Origin of the sequence: Paenibacillus rhizovicinus (assembly GCF_010365285.1) — a bacterium.
GTDB classification, from domain to species: domain Bacteria; phylum Bacillota; class Bacilli; order Paenibacillales; family Paenibacillaceae; genus Paenibacillus_Z; species Paenibacillus_Z rhizovicinus.
Genome location: NZ_CP048286.1, coordinates 5,359,336 through 5,376,712, shown reverse-complemented (window position 1 = coordinate 5,376,712; position 17,377 = coordinate 5,359,336). Strand labels below are relative to the sequence as shown.

The following is a 17,377-nucleotide window of genomic DNA, read 5'->3' as shown; positions in this document are numbered from 1 at the left end:
TTCATGCTCGAAAAATTTCTGATTTTCGTCGCCCCGTTCCTCGTCGTCGCCTTGTCTGTCGGCTTCCTGTTCTGGTGGGGTGCCCGCAAGCCGAAACCGAATCAGCCGTTATAAGTTCGGACGGTTACGCGCACGCTATAGACGTCGCTGAACCCGCAGCCGGAAATGCCGAGGCAGCACGGAACGACAACTATAGAACGCGAAGGAGCAGCCACGAAATGACATCATCCAAGAACCGCCGCGAGAACGCGTGGAAGAGCCGCAAGCAGAACCAGCAGCCGCACGGCGAGGTTAAATCGCTGGCCGAGATTTCGGACGAAGGCTCTTCCGGCGTAGCCGGCTACACGAACGCCCGGAATAACGGCGACTAGCCGGGTAACCTGCTAAGCTGCTGAGCTGCCGAGGCTAGCAGTTCCAGCAACTATGACAAACAAAAGCCTGCCTCGCAGCCGATTGGCTTACGAGACAGGCCTTCTTTATGATTGCTGATTCGCTCACATTGTTTTGCTTATTATTGATGTGCTTGCTATTGTTTTGCTTACTCGATACGCCATTAAGCTAGTAAGCGATCATCTCAATCTCTTCCGCTTCGACCGTCGTCGGCTGCCGTTCCCCGGATGCGACCGCATAGATCGTCCTGTGCGTCTCCTGCGCAGCCTCGACCATTTCCGGGTGCGGCTGCTGGCAGATATTCACGAACCCGACACTGTAATTCTCCCCATCGCCCCGGCCGAGCGCAGCTTGGTCGTTCAACACGAAATAATGATTGCCGACGCAATAAGGCGTTGCCGCGGCATTCTCCACGTAGAAACGGTACGCCTTGGCCCTGTCTTCCTGAGAAGCGACGCCTCGCAGTCCCGTAGCCGGGGACCCGCGGTCCAGCGCTCCGAACTGGTACTCGCCGATGATGACCGGCAAGCCCGTCTTGTCGCCGATCCACATGATATCGTTGCGCGGATCCATCCGGTAGCAGTTGATCGAGAACACGTCGAAGTGCTCGTAGCCGGCGATCAAGTCCTCGTCCGCCATGTAGGCGTAACGCATGCCGAGATTGAGATGATGCGGGTCGACCCGTTTCGCCGCCTGACTCGGAATGCCCACATACCGCTCGATCATGATCCGCGAGAACGCCCGCAAATCCGCCGCCGTTTGCGTGGACTGCCTCGCGGCCTTGCGCATCGGCCGGCGCAAATCGTCAAAGCTGCCGAATCCGCTCCGCCATGCTTCGTTCAATCGGCCGATATCGCCGCCGTACTGCTCTTCGAGATAACGGATCAGTTCCCGCTTCGACACGAGGTCGGCCGGATTGGCCAGCAGTTCTTCGGCGATGATCAAGCCTTCGACGAACGCCCAGTGCGGCTCATTGCGCAGGAAATAACCGATCAGATACCGGTCGTCCCGGTACGCCTCCAGCTGCCGGGCGAAACGCTCCGCATTCTCCTGATATTCCGTGCTGAACACATCGGGAAAGTCGCGGAACACCTTCCGCTCCGTTTCCGGAAACCCGTTAAGCGGCAGCACGTACGGCAATTTCGCCTTGCGAATGAACGGCCCGTCCGACCAGTTGGCGATCGTGTTGAAGCCCCATTCGACAAGCCGGCGGCGGGTCATTCGTTCCCACGCCTCGCGCCAGTCCGGCCCGAAAGCGCGAATCATGTTCACGATCGCGAAATCGATAAAATGCGCGCTGCTCGCGTAATGGTTGAGATTCCACGCGTCGGCAAACTCCCCGTCCTTCTCCGGCAGCCACTCGAAGAACGACTCGATCCCCGTCGCCGGACATTCGATATCCGGCGTAACGCAGTCCAGGCCGTTGCTGTAGAATACGCAGCCGTCCGGATCGACCAGCCACCACCGCTTGCCGTCATGCTCGGTACGGAAGAAACCCGTCGCATCGAATCGCTTCCCCGTCCATCCCCCGTAAGCGCTCCACTCTCCTGCAAAGTCAGTCAGCGTCTCCCCGCCTTCGCAGCCGGCGAGATAGGTCCGCATCTGCTCGACCATCGCCGCTTCCGAGGCGACTTTGCCCGGCCAGTCTCTCGGCAGCCATTGGCCGAGCGGGTCGATTAGCTTGCGATCCGGCAGCGGATACTCCGGCTCGCGATCCGATACATGCACGTTCGAGAACGCGATGGTCTGATCGAATGACGAAGGCGCAAGCCCGATCTGAATGCGGTTCACCCGCGCAAGATCGACCTTCTTCCCGAAGAGCACCATCTTCAGCCGGCCCGGCCGGCGCGGCTGGAACATCACTTGCGAATCGAGCGCTTCCAGCGGAATCGCCACCCGCGTGGTCAACTGGGGCAGCACTCCGACGATGAAGTACAAGTCGCCGCGTTCCGCGGAATCGCTGTCTTCTTCCCAGAAGTCGATTTGCAGCACCGCGCAGTGTTCTTCGCGAACCTCCACGTCAAAGACGAGATAGCGCGCCGCTTGCCAATCGGCTCCGCCCAGCCGCAACGGCTTGCCTTCGACCACCATGCCCGAGCGTCCAGCCTTCGTGTGCAACGTGATACGATCCGGTCCTTCCCCTTCGCCGCTGCAGTTCACATAATGGAGGCCCTCAAGGCCGATCGCTTGCTCGTTCGACGCCATCTTACCACGCTCCTTACCGGCTGCCGCATGGCAGCCAATCCTTTTTCTTACATTATAGGAGCAGCGCCGGAGGGCGAATATAACAAGATTCGATCATTCATTGCCCTTTCTTGTGCAATCGGCCGCAGGACGATTCCCGACAGCCGCTTCGCCGTATAATCCTCCGGTCATATGGGCAAAAAATGGTTATCGCACTTCATCCCAAACGACAGACAGGTTGCAATGATCATGTGGAAATCCCTGCGGAAATCGATCGAAAAGCTCTCCCCTGCGCAAGCCATGACCGCATACTACCTAATTGCCGTTACCCTGTCCATCGGCCTCTTCAGCATACCCGCCGTGCGCAGGCCAGGCGTTTACGTCTCGTTCTTCGACACGGTCTTCACCGCGGTCAGCGTCGTCAGCGACACGGGCCTGGGCGTATTCAACGTCGCGGAAACCTACAGCGAATTCGGCTATTTGGTCATTATTCTGGTCCTCCAGTTCGGGGGAATCGGCATCATGGCGATGAGCACGTTCTTCTGGCTGCTCATCGGGAGAAGAATCGGACTTCGCGAACGACGCCTGATCATGGTGGATAACAATCAGTTCGCGCTGTCCGGACTCGTGAAGCTCGTTATCGAAATTTTGAGAATTACCGTCGCAGCGCAGATCATTGGAGCCATTGTCTTGGGCGTCCGTTTCCTGCGCTATTACGACACGTGGGAGGAAGCGGCCATGCAAGGCTTGTTCGCATCGGTCAGCGCAACTACGAATGCCGGCATGGACATCACGGGCCAGTCCCTCGTGCCTTACGCCGGGGATTATTTCGTGCAGCTCGTTACGGTTGCCCTTATCGTCTTCGGCGCGATCGGATTTCCCGTGCTAATCGAAGTGAAAACCTTCCTCACCGGCAGAAGGAGAAAACTGACGCCGCCATTCCGCTTCTCCCTGTTTACCAAGCTGTCGACTTCTACCTACTTCATCCTGCTGGCGATCGGAACGATGCTCATCTGGCTGTTCGAGCGCTCCTACTTCTTGATAGGCAAGTCATGGCACGCAAGCTTCTTCTACGCCTTCTTCCAAGCCGCAACGACGAGAAGCGCCGGACTCACGACGATGGATATTAACGAATTCTCGATTCCGACGCTGATGCTCATGAGCCTCTTCATGTTCATCGGCGGTTCCCCGAACTCCGTGGGCGGGGGAATCCGGACGACCACGTTCGCGCTGAACATGCTGTTCCTGTACAACTTCATCCGGGGGAGACGTTCGATCAAGGCCTTCAAGCGCGAGCTGCATCCCGACGATATTTTAAAATCGTTCGCCATCTCGATGCTCGCGGTCCTCATGTGCGTCAGCTCGATCGTCGCCATCAGCGTCGCGGATAAGCAGCATCCCCTCATCGCCGTCGTGCTCGAGGTGTGCTCCGCCTTCGGAACGGTCGGCCTGTCCACCGGGATCACGCCGGAGCTCAGCCCGTTCTCGCAAGCGATACTAATGGTGCTGATGTTCCTCGGACGCATTGGCCTGACGAGCTGCCTCTTCCTCATCGGCGGCGGCTTGAAGGATCCCAAATACCGCTACGCGGTGGAGAGGGTCATTACGGGCTGATGCGCGTTGATGTACGCTGATGTGCGTTGATGCCGTGCGTTGATGCACGTTGACGCGCGCACTTGCACGCTGGCGCGGACGGATGGGCGACGCGGGAGACACGGGACCAAGCCCTATGCAAGCACGCCGCAAAAGGGCCGGAAACCCCTCTGCTGTTGAGGTCTCCGGCCCTTCTCTGTGGCATGTATTATAGATAACGGTGTCGCTGTCTTCTCATCCACTGCGTCGCGACCCATTTCTCGCCGGCCGCGACGGGATTGCCTCCATGCAGGGTACGTTCATTCATGTCGTTATCGTTATAGAAGTATTCGAAGTAGACGGCGCTTCCTTTTCGAGGCGTGACCGTTAATTGAAGCGCGGGGAAATACGTTTCGCCGCCCTCTTCCACGTCATTCAAATAAATCAACAAGGTGCTGATGCGATTGTTGGCCACATTGGCGGACGTGAAATAGTCGTAATGCGGCTGATACTGCTCACCGGGTTGATAGTTCAAAATTTGCAGCGATTCCGCATGGGCAACCGGGATATTCATCAACTCGGAAACTCTCGTCTCGATCGTTCGAATCAAGTCGTTCTCGCTTTCCTCGAAGAACGCGCTGCTGCTTGTTCGAATATCGCTTTCCGTGTGGGATTGGCCGATTTTCGCCCGCTGCATGCGGTCTTCGGCTAACGCGATCAACGCATCGCATTCCTCGGCGCTTAATACGTCTCCCAATAGTAAAACCAGCGGTTCCTCGATTTTCCCGACAATCGCGATTTCTTTATCCGTCGTCCTGATCTTGTTCCCCTGTGAACGTAGAATCGTCTGCTCCTTCATCGCCATAGCTGCATCTCCCAATCGGAATACTGAGGACGTATTCGGTTTCACTTTAAACCAGCTACGTATATCATTCTTCGCGCAGCTGGAAAGTCCTTTTACCGCGAACGGAACGATGCTCGTCTGACTGCCCTGGAGCTCCAGCTTCACCTGCCCTTGTGTGTAAAATAAACTTGACATAATGAATGGTATTTCATACATTATGTATATCAAGCTTAACTTGATAAAATTACCATGCGGGGGTGTCGGCGATCACCTATCAAGAAAAGAAGAGCATCGTATCGATCATCAGCACGAGCGTCATTTTCCTATCTTTCAGTGCGTATAAGCATGCGCGCTATCCGGCGGAAGGACTGAATGCGCAGGAAACCTTGCATTATTGGGGCTCCTTCGTGCTCGTCCTGACTTTGGTCTCGATCCTCGCGCATATCGCGATCAGCATCGCGTTCAACATGATCTATCGCCTGACAACGGGGGAGAAGGAGCCGTCATTCGCGGATGAACTGGATAAATTAATTGAATTGAAGGCGAATCGCTTAGGCTTCTTCGTATTTATCCTCGGCTTTCTGCTCGCTATGGGTTCGCTGGTCGCCGACCAGCCTTTACAGGCGATGTTCATCATCTTGATTATCTCAGGGTTCATATCCGATCTCGCCGGATCCATATCCAAGCTGTATCACTATCGGAAAGGAGTCTAGGATGGGCAAACATCTTGTCGGCAATCACATCCGCAAATTACGATTCAACCATGATGAAATGACGCAGCAGCAGCTGGCCGACAAGGTTGGCGTAACCCGGCAAACTATCGTGGCGCTCGAGAAGGGCAACTACTCCCCCTCGCTGGAGCTGGCTTTTCGCATTGCTCATGCCTTCGGTTTACAGATCATCGATGTATTCTTTTACGGGGAAGAGACTAATTAAGATCACGATGGAGGTTAACTATGAAATCAGGCCAAGCAGCCGGAAAAGTCGTAGGCGTTCTGTTTATATTAGCTGCGGTTTCATCGATCGCGGGACTTGTGCTGTACGATCCGATCCTGAGCGGTTCCGATTACCTGAATAACGGCGCGGCGCATGCCAACCAAGTGATTCTCGGCGCGCTGATGGAATTGATTCTTGTCGTTTCGGCGATCGGCACGTCCATTACCATGTTTCCGTTCCTGCGCAGGTACAATGAAAGCCTGGCTCTGGGCCATGTTTGCTTTCGGTTTATGGAAGCCGTCATCATCATCATCGGGATCGTCAGCATGCTGGCCCTGTTGACCATGAGTCAGGAGTATGCGGCTAACGGAGCTGCGGACGAGGACGCCTACCTAGCTTCGGGCACTGTATTGCATGCCGTTCACGACTGGACCTTCTTGCTTGGCCCTAATTTCATGCTGGGGATTAATACGATGATGTACAGTTATATTTTCTATCGAACGAAGCTCGTACCGCGTTATATCTCCATCCTGGGCATGACGGGAGCAACGCTCGTATTCGCGGCGTCGCTGCTTGAAATGTTCGGCGCGTTCGCTCAGGTTTCCGTCTGGGGCGCGCTATTGTCGCTTCCCGTGGCGGCGAACGAGATGATTTTGGCGGTATGGCTGATCGTTAAAGGGTTTAATCGCTCTGCCCCGGCCCAAGCGGATCCAAATCCAAAAGGAAGCATTATGTTATGAAATATGCTATCATGGGGCAAACATCACAGAATCGATAAATAAGAAAGACGGTGCCACCATTGATTGAAATTCGGCAATCCCCGCTTACTGACGGAGAATTCAACCGAGGCGTATTCGCATCGGAGGCGATCCCCAAGGGTACGATGATTCATCGTGCCCCCGCCATCACTTACCTGGCCGAAGAGCATGACGACATCGAGAAAACGATTCTCGGCGATTATGCCTTCAACTTCGGCGCCAATCACGGCGCCATCGCGCTCGGTTACGGCAGCCTGTTCAACCATTCGTATACGCCCAATGCGTACTATGAGATCAACTTCGACCAACTAGCCATCGATTTCTTCGCGTATACGGACATCGCCGCAGACGAGGAAATTCTCATTAATTACAACGGCGAAGTCGATTGCGACGACGAACTGTGGTTTACCCAGGGGAATGAGCAAACGGCGCCCGAGCCGGAGACTAATCCTAAGTCCGAGCCTGATTCGGACTGAGCCTCCGGGTACTCGGGCTAGCAGAACGCACGCAAAACGGCCTCGCCGCGAAATCCTTCGCAGCGAGGCCGTTTCTCCCCCGTTATTCATGACATCGAGTTAAGTCCGCTCTTCGCCAGCTCCGCCTGCCAAGCTTCGGGGCAGCCGACATCCGATACGACAACGTCCACCTTATCGATCGGAATGATTTTGGCGAACGCTTTCACGCCGACCTTGGATTGATCCGCCAGCACGATCACTTCGCTTGCCGCTTCCGGCACGGCTTCGATCGGGCTTGTCCTCGCTCTAGTATTCGCCTTTGATGACGAAGAACGAACCTCGAATGGTTCCCGCAAGTTTCGACTTCTGCCTGGCGAATTTGAACTTCGGTTCTAATTCCTTGGGAATCTCCATCCCCTCGGACAGCTTGAACCCAACGGCCCGTTTCTTCGGATCGTCCACCGTGTACATGACATTGATTGAGAGGCCATCCTCGTAGAAGACGTAGGTGAATTGGATGTTTTCCACTTGAAAACGCGATGTTTCCAACGGCTTGGCCGCAAACACGATGTCACGCTCTTCTTTCAGGATCCGGTTCGCATAATCAAGGGCCTCCTGGCTTTCGCTAGCGGGTACGACCGTAAACTCATGCTTGTATTTGTTCATGAAATAACGGGCTTCGTTCGCTCGTAAACCGGCAAGCGCTTCTGCTACGGGCGAAGACTCCAAACCAACCGTAGACACAGTTTTAAAATCAACGACATACGACATGTGCATCCCTCGTTTTCTCTCTTTTTTTACAAGTAACAAGATTCCGCATTTCCTGATCCTCTAACCATTCTTCACAATTAACAAGCCATATTATACCAAAAATGTCGTCTTGGCGGCCAACATGTCCGCGCACAGCAAGCAGACTGCGCCCGGCTGATGTACGCTTATCGTTTCCTTGCCTTGATAACGAACGTTAGAGGCAGCATCCTTGCCTTCCTCGCAAGCTCGCTGTCGTTATCGTCCAGCGCTCGTATCCGTTCAGCATCAGGCTGCTCGATCATTTGCTCAATGACGAATCCCGCTCCCGCCAAGCGGACAGTCGCTTCCCGGGACAATAGTAAAGGCTGGCAAGACGAGCAATATCGATTATTCCTACATGATTGAAAGCAGCGACTTGTCCATCGTGTCGGTCAAGCTGTCGCCTTCTAAAACCGGCGCGCAGTTTGTCATCGTCTATAAGAGCAAGGAGAGCCGTTATATGGACGTCTTTAATCCACCGAACGGCAACCGTCTGTTGAAGTACCAAGACAAAATCGCGAACCCGGTCAACGGACAGGCAACTTTCACGTTCAACCAGAAGGAAGTGGCGACATTGCTTGACGTCGGCCTCGTCGCCTTCAAGTTCGGCAACAAGAGCGACTTCCTTTTCGTCACTAGCAGCGATATCGCAGTTATATTGAATAACAAAGCTTAATATTTAAGGGCCATCCTGTGGGATGGCCCTTTCCATTTCATAATTTATAATACGTCGTGTTGATTCGCGTCTCGGCAATCGTCTCTGATTTTGTTGCTGTTTCTTGCTGCGGTTTAGGTTGCTGGCTATGCTCGCGAATCATGAGATCACTGTTATGATTCTCGATTTTCTTGTGCAGCGCTTTATGTTGATCGAGTCCCAAGGTGAGAGAACTGTCTTGCAATAGGATGCCGTGCAGATGCTTTGACAACAGCTCAACCGGAATATCGATCGCAACCTCGACAATGGATTGTTCGAATCTAAATGTTGCCCCGTCCACTAATGTCTCCAGCATCTCACGATCCAGAAGCACTTCCGACCCGACATGCTCGATCCATTCCCCTTTGTAAACGCTAAGCTCTCCGTAGTGCGAACACTTGGCAAAAAAAGCATCGGCAAGGCTGTCTGCTACTAAGACGCTTCCGTTGACTTGCAATTGTTCAATTGCTGCGAGCGCATCTGCTTCCCCCGCATGGATTTGCAGATCGCCGTCAACATAAATCCGGTTGCCGAACCTGCGAATGGCCAAGCTGTCCAATACGCCGCCCCGCATGAATTTAAAGCCCGAAGGTATGATCGTCATACCGATATAGCCTTCTATGAGCGGCAGCAGCTGCTCGGCATTCTCTTCGCTAACCGTTACCCAGCAGGTGTCGAATCGGATGTTTTTGTTGCTCAACACTTCAAGATCCAGCGGATCAACGGCCGTAATTCCGGCTTCTTTCAACATGACCTGAGATTTTCCCAACAATTCATTTCCGAAATTGTCCATATTCGAGGGGATTCCCAGAACGAAATAAACGGATCCCTGCGAAGCCGATTTTAGAAACGCGTTCGTAAGTTTGAGTCCCTGAAACAGAAGAACGGCACCGTCAGGGTAAGGAATCATCGTTCCATTGATTACAAAATTAGAAGTATCGAGGGTCCTCGGGTGAAGTACGAAACCGTTCACGTAAATGCCCTTGTACTGATCGAACGTTTTTTTGTCGCTGTCCTCGATGATTAGCGCGCCATTAGCAACAACGATTGTCGGCTCCGTTGGAGCGGTCACCTTGGCATTCAATACCTCCAGCCCGTTATAAGTCATCACTCTAATTGGCTCTTCGGTACCGACATCTACCAGCTGCGTCGTGTTCACAGCGAATTTTGTTCCCGCCAGAAGCTCTCGCGTTCTTGAAGTGGTCAGGCAGATGGTGCAGTTCACCCTGATCTCGTCGTAGGCGTTGATGATTTCCGGCGTTGTGGAGATCATGTCGAAAATGGTTGTATTCACCGTTAAATGTTTTTCCATGCTACTTCCCTCCTAATTGATCGTCCAATACTTTCGCAGCAGAATGCGCGCTTTGCGCAGCTGGGTTCGCACCGTTGCTGGCGAAAGTCCCAATTGCTGTCCGATTTGCGTACTGTCCAAATCCGAAAAATATCGCATCACAAAGATATCCTGCAATTCTTTAGGGAGGCGTCCAATGGCCTGCGAAACGGCCATGCCCGATAAATCGTCCTCAACCCGTTCGGGAACCGGCTGAACTCTCGTTTCCAGCCTTTTTTTGCGTGCCAGATCAATCACGATTCGTTTGGCAGTTGTGTACAACCATAATCGGCACTGCTTGTTCGTCATCCCTGCCAACAGGACCTCGCTTTTCCATGCACGCAAGAACACCTCCGAGGTAATGTCTTCGGCATCTCCGGCATTCGGAGCTCTATTGCGCAGATAGCCGGTCAGTTCTCCTCCATATTCCTCCCATAACCTGGCTATCTCCATTCTTTCACCCTTTCCTGCCGCTCACCAATGGAGACGAATGAGAAGATTGAAGTGTTTTAACTAATTTATCCGCAGTCGGCAAGGCTACAAAAAAGACCTCATCCTCCACTGAAGCAGCGGAAGTCGAGGTCCATTTGTGCATGAAAACAGTTATCGTCGATTCATTTAAAACAGCTTCTCAATGTCCCATGCCTTGGCGTGGCTCTTCGCCTTCAGGCGGACTCGTGCGCCGAATGAACAGCCCGATCACGAGCGCGAGAACGCCTATGCAAAGACCTACCCAGAAAGCATTGTGCAAGCCCTCAACCATACCTCTTAACGATTCAAGCGGATCTGCAGGGTTGCTCGACTTTGCGAGATAATCCTTCGTACCGTTGGACATGATACTGATGAACAGCGCCACGCCGATCGCCCCTGCAACCTGCTGAAGCGTATTCATGATCGCCGTTCCGTGCGGATACAACGAACGCGGCAGCTGGTTCAGCGCCGTCGTCTGCGCAGGCATCATCACCAGCGAAATACCGATCATCAAAATGATATGCACCATGATCAGGTAGCCTTTCGTCGTCTCCATATCAACGCCAGTGAACATGTAGACGGCAAGAACAACGATAGCAAGCCCTGGAATAACAAGGACGCGCGGACCGAATTTGTCGAATAGCACGCCGGCTACCGGCGCCATCATCCCGTTGACAATGCCGCCTGGCAGCATAATCAGTCCCGAAGTGAACGCCGTTAACATCAGCGGGCCTTGCAAGTACAACGGCAGCAAGGTCAATGTCGAGAACAACGTCATCATCATCACGAGCATAAGCACCGTAACGAGCGCGAACATGGGAAACTTGAATGCGCGCATATCCATAACCGGACTTTTCAGCGTCAGCTGACGCACGACAAAAATCAGTATACCAAGGATCCCTACCGCAACCATCGAATACACTTGGGGATCGCTCCAGCCAAGGTCGCCTGACTTACTGAATCCGTACACGACGCCGCCGAAGCCGATCGTCGATAGAATGATCGACAGGATGTCAACCTTCGGCTTCGTAATTTTCGATACGTTCTTCATATAGATCGATGCAAAAATAATCGAGAAGGCCGCAAGCGGAATAATGAGGTAGAACAACCAGCGCCATTCAAGCTGATCGAGGATGAGACCCGATACCGTCGGTCCGATTGCCGGCGCGACCATGATTACCAGACCGATTAACCCCATCGCTCCGCCGCGCTTTTCAGGCGGGAAAATCGCAAGAATCGTGTTCATCATAACCGGCAGCATCAATCCGGTACCGAGCGCCTGTACGACCCGCCCTACCAGCAGCATTTCAAACCCCGGGGCCAACGCCGCAATAATCGTACCGATTAGGAATAACGTCATCGCGCCGATGAACATTTGCCGCGTTGTGAACCACTCTTGCAGAATCGCCGTTATCGGTACGAGCACGCCGACTACAAGCATATAAGCGGTAGACAGCCATTGAATCGTAGAAGGAGTTACTTTTAACGCCGTGATTAAATCCGGAAAAGCATTACCGAGCAACGTTTCGTTCAGAATCGCAACGAACGCGCCGATGATCAGCGCGATAACGATCGGGGCTCGTTTGATCGTGCTCAAATCCGGCCCTTCTGCATGTATTGCAGCTTGACTTGCAGCTTCCATTTTAATCGGTTCCCCCTTAATGTGTATGTCGTTACGACATCGGATTATGTAGCGGCAGAAGCGAAAGCTGATCTGGCACACCTACTCTTCCCTATCGAATTACGCGAATGCTACGCTGCCACCCTTACATTTTCCAATAATCGCCGACCTACCGGAAAATGTCAACCAGCGTTTCATCTTTAATAGAGACACGCGCTGCTCTGTCAAGATCGAAAGGACCTCAGCCTCCACTGAAGCAGCGGAAGCCGAGGTCCTTTGGCGTACGAAAACAGTTATCTATAATCGGTTCAATTAAAGCAGCTTAATCAACGCTTCCAGCTCATCAACCAAACCTTTGGCACGTTCAAAATCAGTAGCTTTCAAAGCCAATTCTATTTTCATCTCGACCGATTTTTTATTCTGTTCGGCTTCCAGATAGTCTTTATCGAAGTGACTGGCGTAAATCATCTGCCTGAATTTTCGCATGCTCATTTTTCTGATCGTCTTATCGTTAATGATAAGAACATAATCCATGCCGTTCACGACCGTGTAGAAATCATGGGAAATCATGATAATCGCACCTTTATAGTCGACGATGGCTTTCTCCAGCGCGATTTGCGTATAAGTGTCTAAATGGCTTGTCGGTTCATCAAGCAGCAGTACGTTAGCATTACTGGCAGAAACCTTAGCCAATTGAAGCAAATTTTTCTCTCCGCCGGATAAAGAGGCTATCTTCTGATTAACGATTTCTCCTTCAAAGCCGTAGTTTGAAAGATACGATCTAACCTCATCGTAAGTTGCAAACCCGGCATCGATGAATTCTTCTACGATTGTATTGGAATCCTTGAGCATCTCGTCTTGAACCTGAGATAAGTAAGCCACTTTAACATCGGCGTTTATTTCAATGGAATCCTTATTATTCTTAAAGATATCCCGGAGCAAAGTCGTTTTCCCGGTACCGTTGGAACCAATAATGGCTACCTTATCCGTAGACTTTATCTCAAAGTTAACATTGTCTAATAGCAACTCATCGAAGGTAACGCTGTAATTATTGACATTGACAACAACGGCGTCCTCAATTTCATTCTCGATACCAAACCTGATATCAGGCTGCTTAATCGCAACGAATGGCGCCTTAATTCTACGCGCTTCCAATCTTTCTTGGAACCTGACTCTGGCTTTTAACGCTCTGCCTCTAGAGGCTTCTGAATTATACGTTGCGATCACTCTTAGATTATTGATGATTTTCTCGTTTCTCTCGCTTTCTTCTTTCTCCGCGACCGCGATTTCTTGCAGCTCGATTTTAGTCTGAAGCAAGGAGAAGTTATAATCCAGATATCGCCCGTCGAATTCTTGGATCTCCATGTCTTCAAGGTGGATAACTTTGTTGAAACAATGATTCAATAAGTACCGGTTGTGCGTAACGACCAGCAGTATTCCTTTGTGAGAATTAATAAGATTCTTAAGCGCATTTAGGTTATCGAAGTCTAAAAACACGTCAGGTTCGTCCATGATCATGACGTCCGGGCGATGAAGCATTTCCTTCATCACTTGAATAAGCTTGAATTCCCCGCCGCTCAGGTCGGATACCCGAAGATCTTTGAGCTTCATGAGGTTTGCTAGATTCAGTTTCTTATTCATGTTGCTTTCAAAATCGTCCCCGCCGATTGCATCGAACGCGTCCAAAGCCAATTGATACTTTTCGAGCAACGATTCAATATCCGATGATGTTTCCATCTCCATGCAAATCGATGTGATTTCATTTTGTATTTTAATAAATTGTTCCCCGATATATTCAAAAACGGTCGTTTCTTTCGTTTTGTCCAGTTGCGAGAATTGGCTTACATGCCCGATTTTGCAAGTCGGGTCTATTTCTAACTTGCCCTCGAACAGATATCTGTCCGGATCCATCAATATATCGATCAAAGTGCTCTTCCCATTGCCGTTCGTGCCTATAAAAGCGCAATGCTGCGCCTCTTCAAGCGTAAATGAAATGTTTTTAAATAGTTCTTTTTGCGGGAAGGAGAAGGATAAGTTATCAACTTTTATCATCGTATGACCTTTCTTATAACAAAAATGGGGACAAGTATGAGGTGAATGGCATCATCTAGATTTCGAGTTTACCGTTGTAAGAGTAACACGGTTTACAACCAACTTCAATCGGAGTTGTATCCCATCCCTTGTGAGTCATAGCTCGATTCCCCCTCAACGCTTCACATAGGTTGTCTCGCGATTGATTTTGATGCACGCAAAATACAGAGCAACGGCATTCAATTGACCGCGCTCTGTATGAATCTTCGCATTTTATTAGACCCCCTGCTGCCCTTCTGCTATCCCCCCGCAGCCTTGCGCTGCCCCGCAACCAACAACGAGCCCACATGCTTCCGCGCATCCGCGTTCCGGATCCGCAGCTCCTCGGCAGCCCCCGGCACCTCCAGCGACGGCGGCCTCTTGAACTGGACCGTCATGCCATCCAACTGATCGGCGACGCCGACAATGGTATACCCGTCCGCAAGCAGCATCTCCACGGCCCGCTTCTCACGCAGAAACTCCGCATAGGCCGACATCAGCCGGAGCCTCCCGCCGGCGGCTTCTTCACGGCCTGCTTCTCGGCATCGCCGAACCGTCTGCGGTGCAAGTAGCGTCCCGAGCCCGGCTTGCCGACGAAGGCGCGGTCACGGATGACGAATTCGCCGCGAACGAGCACGGATACCGGCTCGCCGAACACCTGCATCCCCTCGAACGCGTTGTAATCCACTTTCATATGATGCGTTTCGGCCGATAAAGTCCGCTCGACCGACGGATCGAAGATGACGATGTCCGCGTCGCTGCCGATGGCGATCGTCCCTTTTTGCGGAAAGAGCCCGAACAGCTTCGCGCCCGCCGTCGCGATGATATCGACGAACTTGTTAATGGACAGCCGTCCTTTGTGAACCCCTTCCGAATAGAGCAGGCTGAAGCGGTCCTCGATCGTCGGCCCGCCGTTCGGAATTTTCGAGAAATCGTCGATGCCGAGCTCTTTTTGCCCTTTGAAATCAAACGAGCATTGATCCGACCCGACCGCCTGCAGCTGTCCGTTCCACAGCGCGTCCCACAGCACCTGCTGGTTCCATTTCTCGCGCAGCGGCGGGGACCAGACATACTTGGCTCCTTCGAAATCCGGCTTCTCCAAATCGGTTTGATCCAACACAAGATATTGGGGACAGGTCTCGCCATATACGCGAAGCCCTTTCTTGCGAGCTTCGGCGATCTTCCACACGGCTTCGGCACAGGTGACATGCACGACGTACAGCTGGGAGTCGGCCAGCTCCGTGAGGGCGGCCGCGCGTCCCGTCGCCTCGCCCTCCAGAACCGCCGGCCTCGTCAGTGCATGATAGATCGGCGCCGTATTGCCAGCCGCCAGCGCCTCGCGGATAAGGTAATCGATGACGTCGCCGTTCTCGGCATGCACCATGACGAGAGCGCCTTGTTCCTTGGCGACCTGCAGCATCCGGTACAGCGTGCCGTCATCGGCCTGCAGCACGTTCTTGTACGCCATGAACACTTTCAGCGACGTAATGCCTTCCTCTTCGATGATGCGGGGAAGCTCGAGCAAGACATCGTCGGTCACTTCGGACACCATCAGATGAAAGCCGTAGTCGATGACCGCTTTGTCCCCCGACTTGGCATGCCAGGTTTGCACCGCATCGGCGAGCGGCTTCCCTTTGGCCGTCAGGCAAAAGTCGACGATCGTCGTCGTACCGCCGAACGCCGCCGCGATCGTGCCGGATTCGAAGTCGTCGCGGGTCACCGTCCCGCCGAACGGCATATCCAGATGCGTATGCGGATCGACGCCGCCCGGAAACACGTAGCAGCCCGATGCATCCACGATTTCGGCATCGTTCGCGTTGAGACCGATGCCGATCATCGCAATTAAACCGTTATCGATTAGAATATCGCCGATATACGTATCTGCCGCCGTAACGATCGTCCCGCTCTTAATCAATTTGCGCATCGATCAGACCGCCTCCTTCTCGCTCGTTGAAGTCGGATCACTTCCGTTCGTCCTTGCAACGGCCTGCTGCATCTCATTCCATGACATTGGCTCATGCCCGCCGCTTACCTCGACCATGGCAATTGCACCGTCGACTGGACAGACGATCGCGCACAGATTGCAGCCGACGCAGTCTTCCTCGCGAACCTGAAGATAGCTGCCGCCGGCTTCGTCCGTCAGCATATCGATGCATTGGTGGGACGTATCCTCGCAGGCGATGTGGCATTTGTTGCACTTGATGCAGGTCTCCGTATCGATGCGGGCGACCACTTGATAATTCAGGTCCAATTCGCCCCACGTGGAATAGCGGCTGACGACCTGTCCCGTCAATTCCGCGGCGGACGCGATGCCTTTGTCGTCGAGGTAGTTGTTCAGCCCGTCGATCATCTCCTCGACGATCCGAAAGCCGTGATGCATCGCCGCCGTGCACACTTGCACGCCCGACGCGCCCATTAGCATAAACTCGACGGCGTCCTGCCAGGATGAAATGCCGCCGATGCCCGAAATCGGTACGCCGATCGCCTTGTCCTTCGCGCATTCCGCGACCATGCTGAGCGCAATCGGCTTCACGGCCGGTCCGCAATAGCCGCCGTGCGCGCCTTTTCCGCCGACATGGGGAATCGTATTCCACGTATGAATATCGACGCCGGCCAGGCTGTTGATCGTATTGATCAGGCTGATCGCGTCCGCCCCGCCCATGACGGCATGCCGGGCGACGACCGTAATATCCGTAATGTTGGGCGTCAGCTTCACGATGACCGGCGTCTCGGCGACCTCCTTCGCCCACATCGTCTGCTTCTCGACGAGATCGGGCTGCTGGCCCGAAGCAGAGCCCATGCCCCGTTCCGCCATGCCGTGCGGGCAGCCGAAATTCAGCTCCAGGCCGTCGACGCCGACCGCCTCCACCCGCTTGACGATTTCATGCCATTTCTCCCTCTTCGGCTCCACCATCAAGGATACAACGAGCGCATGGTTAGGAAACCGCTTCTTCGTCTCGTATATTTCCCGCAAATTCACGTCCAGCGGCCTGTCCGTGATCAGCTCGATGTTGTTGAAGCCCGCTACGCGCTGCCCGTTGAAATGAACGGCGGCGAACCGGGACGACGTGTTGATAATGGGATCGCCGAGCGTCTTCCACACCGCGCCTCCCCAGCCGGCATCGAAGGCGCGCTGTACCTGGTAGCCGGTATTCGTCGGAGGCGCGGATGCGAGCCAGAACGGATTGGGCGATGAGATGCCCGCGATCGAGATGCGCAAATCTGCCATTGAAACAGCCCCCTTCAGCTCGTTATTCTCGCCT

General features: G+C 53.3%; 19 protein-coding genes. 8 read left to right on the top strand and 11 right to left on the bottom strand.

The features are described from left to right. Window positions 1-3: 3 nt before the first annotated feature. Window positions 4-114: a cytochrome bd oxidase small subunit CydS family protein gene (gene cydS / locus GZH47_RS34680; protein WP_404823715.1), complete on the top strand. Its 111-nt coding sequence runs from the start codon at window positions 4-6 to the stop codon at window positions 112-114. Window positions 115-218: 104 nt separating this feature from the next. Next, a complete protein-coding gene (locus GZH47_RS33885; RefSeq protein ID WP_192043540.1) occupies window positions 219-371 on the top strand; it encodes a DUF6254 family protein in 153 nt (50 codons plus the stop codon). Between the two features lie 187 nt (window positions 372-558). Here the strand turns inward: GZH47_RS33885 and GZH47_RS24045 are convergent, their stop codons facing one another. Next, window positions 559-2,595 carry a beta-galactosidase gene (locus tag GZH47_RS24045; protein WP_162643561.1) on the bottom strand — a complete coding sequence of 679 codons (2,037 nt, stop codon included), beginning with the start codon at window positions 2,593-2,595 and terminating at the stop codon, window positions 559-561. A 228-nt stretch (window positions 2,596-2,823) separates the two neighbouring features. Between GZH47_RS24045 and GZH47_RS24040 the strand changes: the two genes are divergently transcribed. Next, window positions 2,824-4,188: a TrkH family potassium uptake protein gene (locus tag GZH47_RS24040; protein WP_162643560.1), complete on the top strand. Its 1,365-nt coding sequence runs from the start codon at window positions 2,824-2,826 to the stop codon at window positions 4,186-4,188. Window positions 4,189-4,375: 187 nt separating this feature from the next. Here GZH47_RS24040 and GZH47_RS24035 read toward each other — a convergent pair whose 3' ends face one another. Beyond that, the gene (locus tag GZH47_RS24035; RefSeq protein ID WP_162643559.1) at window positions 4,376-5,011 is read right to left on the bottom strand and encodes a prolyl hydroxylase family protein; all 636 of its coding nucleotides are present in this window, start codon (window positions 5,009-5,011) and stop codon (window positions 4,376-4,378) included. Between the two features lie 245 nt (window positions 5,012-5,256). Here GZH47_RS24035 and GZH47_RS24030 point away from each other — a divergent pair, with 245 nt between their 5' ends. Genes GZH47_RS24030 through GZH47_RS24015 form a run of 4 tightly spaced genes read left to right on the top strand, consistent with a single transcriptional unit; the run spans window position 5,257 to window position 7,160 of the window. Further along, window positions 5,257-5,703, top strand: a complete 447-nt coding sequence (locus tag GZH47_RS24030; RefSeq protein ID WP_162645401.1) for a hypothetical protein — start codon at window positions 5,257-5,259, stop codon at window positions 5,701-5,703. A gap of 1 nt (window position 5,704) precedes the next feature. Beyond that, window positions 5,705-5,926 (top strand): helix-turn-helix transcriptional regulator, encoded by a 222-nt coding sequence (locus GZH47_RS24025; RefSeq protein ID WP_162643558.1) that lies wholly within the window; start codon window positions 5,705-5,707, stop codon window positions 5,924-5,926. A 20-nt stretch (window positions 5,927-5,946) separates the two neighbouring features. After that, complete coding sequence (locus tag GZH47_RS24020) at window positions 5,947-6,666, top strand: DUF4386 domain-containing protein (protein WP_162643557.1); 720 nt, start codon at window positions 5,947-5,949, stop codon at window positions 6,664-6,666. 59 nt (window positions 6,667-6,725) lie between these two features. Then, window positions 6,726-7,160 (top strand): SET domain-containing protein, encoded by a 435-nt coding sequence (locus GZH47_RS24015; RefSeq protein WP_162643556.1) that lies wholly within the window; start codon window positions 6,726-6,728, stop codon window positions 7,158-7,160. An 86-nt stretch (window positions 7,161-7,246) separates the two neighbouring features. Here the strand turns inward: GZH47_RS24015 and GZH47_RS24010 are convergent, their stop codons facing one another. Both GZH47_RS24010 and GZH47_RS24005 read right to left on the bottom strand, forming a co-directional pair. Further along, window positions 7,247-7,420: a hypothetical protein gene (locus GZH47_RS24010; RefSeq protein ID WP_225446184.1), complete on the bottom strand. Its 174-nt coding sequence runs from the start codon at window positions 7,418-7,420 to the stop codon at window positions 7,247-7,249. Window positions 7,421-7,445: 25 nt separating this feature from the next. Then, window positions 7,446-7,910 (bottom strand): phage tail protein, encoded by a 465-nt coding sequence (locus GZH47_RS24005; protein ID WP_162643554.1) that lies wholly within the window; start codon window positions 7,908-7,910, stop codon window positions 7,446-7,448. Window positions 7,911-8,286: 376 nt separating this feature from the next. Here GZH47_RS24005 and GZH47_RS24000 point away from each other — a divergent pair, with 376 nt between their 5' ends. Further along, window positions 8,287-8,604 (top strand): hypothetical protein, encoded by a 318-nt coding sequence (locus GZH47_RS24000; RefSeq protein ID WP_162643553.1) that lies wholly within the window; start codon window positions 8,287-8,289, stop codon window positions 8,602-8,604. Between the two features lie 37 nt (window positions 8,605-8,641). Here GZH47_RS24000 and GZH47_RS23995 read toward each other — a convergent pair whose 3' ends face one another. From GZH47_RS23995 to preA, 7 genes are all read right to left on the bottom strand, one after another. Further along, entirely contained in the window at window positions 8,642-9,934 is a 1,293-nt protein-coding gene (locus GZH47_RS23995) for a hypothetical protein (protein WP_162643552.1), read from the bottom strand. Window positions 9,935-9,946: 12 nt separating this feature from the next. Next, complete coding sequence (locus GZH47_RS23990) at window positions 9,947-10,405, bottom strand: RNA polymerase sigma factor (RefSeq protein WP_162643551.1); 459 nt, start codon at window positions 10,403-10,405, stop codon at window positions 9,947-9,949. A gap of 178 nt (window positions 10,406-10,583) precedes the next feature. Next, window positions 10,584-12,065, bottom strand: a complete 1,482-nt coding sequence (locus GZH47_RS23985) for a DHA2 family efflux MFS transporter permease subunit (RefSeq protein ID WP_162643550.1) — start codon at window positions 12,063-12,065, stop codon at window positions 10,584-10,586. Between the two features lie 291 nt (window positions 12,066-12,356). Beyond that, complete coding sequence (locus tag GZH47_RS23980) at window positions 12,357-14,096, bottom strand: ABC-F family ATP-binding cassette domain-containing protein (RefSeq protein ID WP_162643549.1); 1,740 nt, start codon at window positions 14,094-14,096, stop codon at window positions 12,357-12,359. A 278-nt stretch (window positions 14,097-14,374) separates the two neighbouring features. Beyond that, window positions 14,375-14,611 (bottom strand): hypothetical protein, encoded by a 237-nt coding sequence (locus tag GZH47_RS23975; RefSeq protein WP_162643548.1) that lies wholly within the window; start codon window positions 14,609-14,611, stop codon window positions 14,375-14,377. After that, complete coding sequence (gene hydA / locus GZH47_RS23970) at window positions 14,611-16,038, bottom strand: dihydropyrimidinase (protein WP_162643547.1); 1,428 nt, start codon at window positions 16,036-16,038, stop codon at window positions 14,611-14,613. The genes GZH47_RS23975 and hydA overlap by 1 nt, the downstream gene beginning before the upstream one ends. A gap of 3 nt (window positions 16,039-16,041) precedes the next feature. Then, entirely contained in the window at window positions 16,042-17,343 is a 1,302-nt protein-coding gene (gene preA / locus GZH47_RS23965; protein WP_162643546.1) for an NAD-dependent dihydropyrimidine dehydrogenase subunit PreA, read from the bottom strand. Window positions 17,344-17,377: the final 34 nt, after the last annotated feature.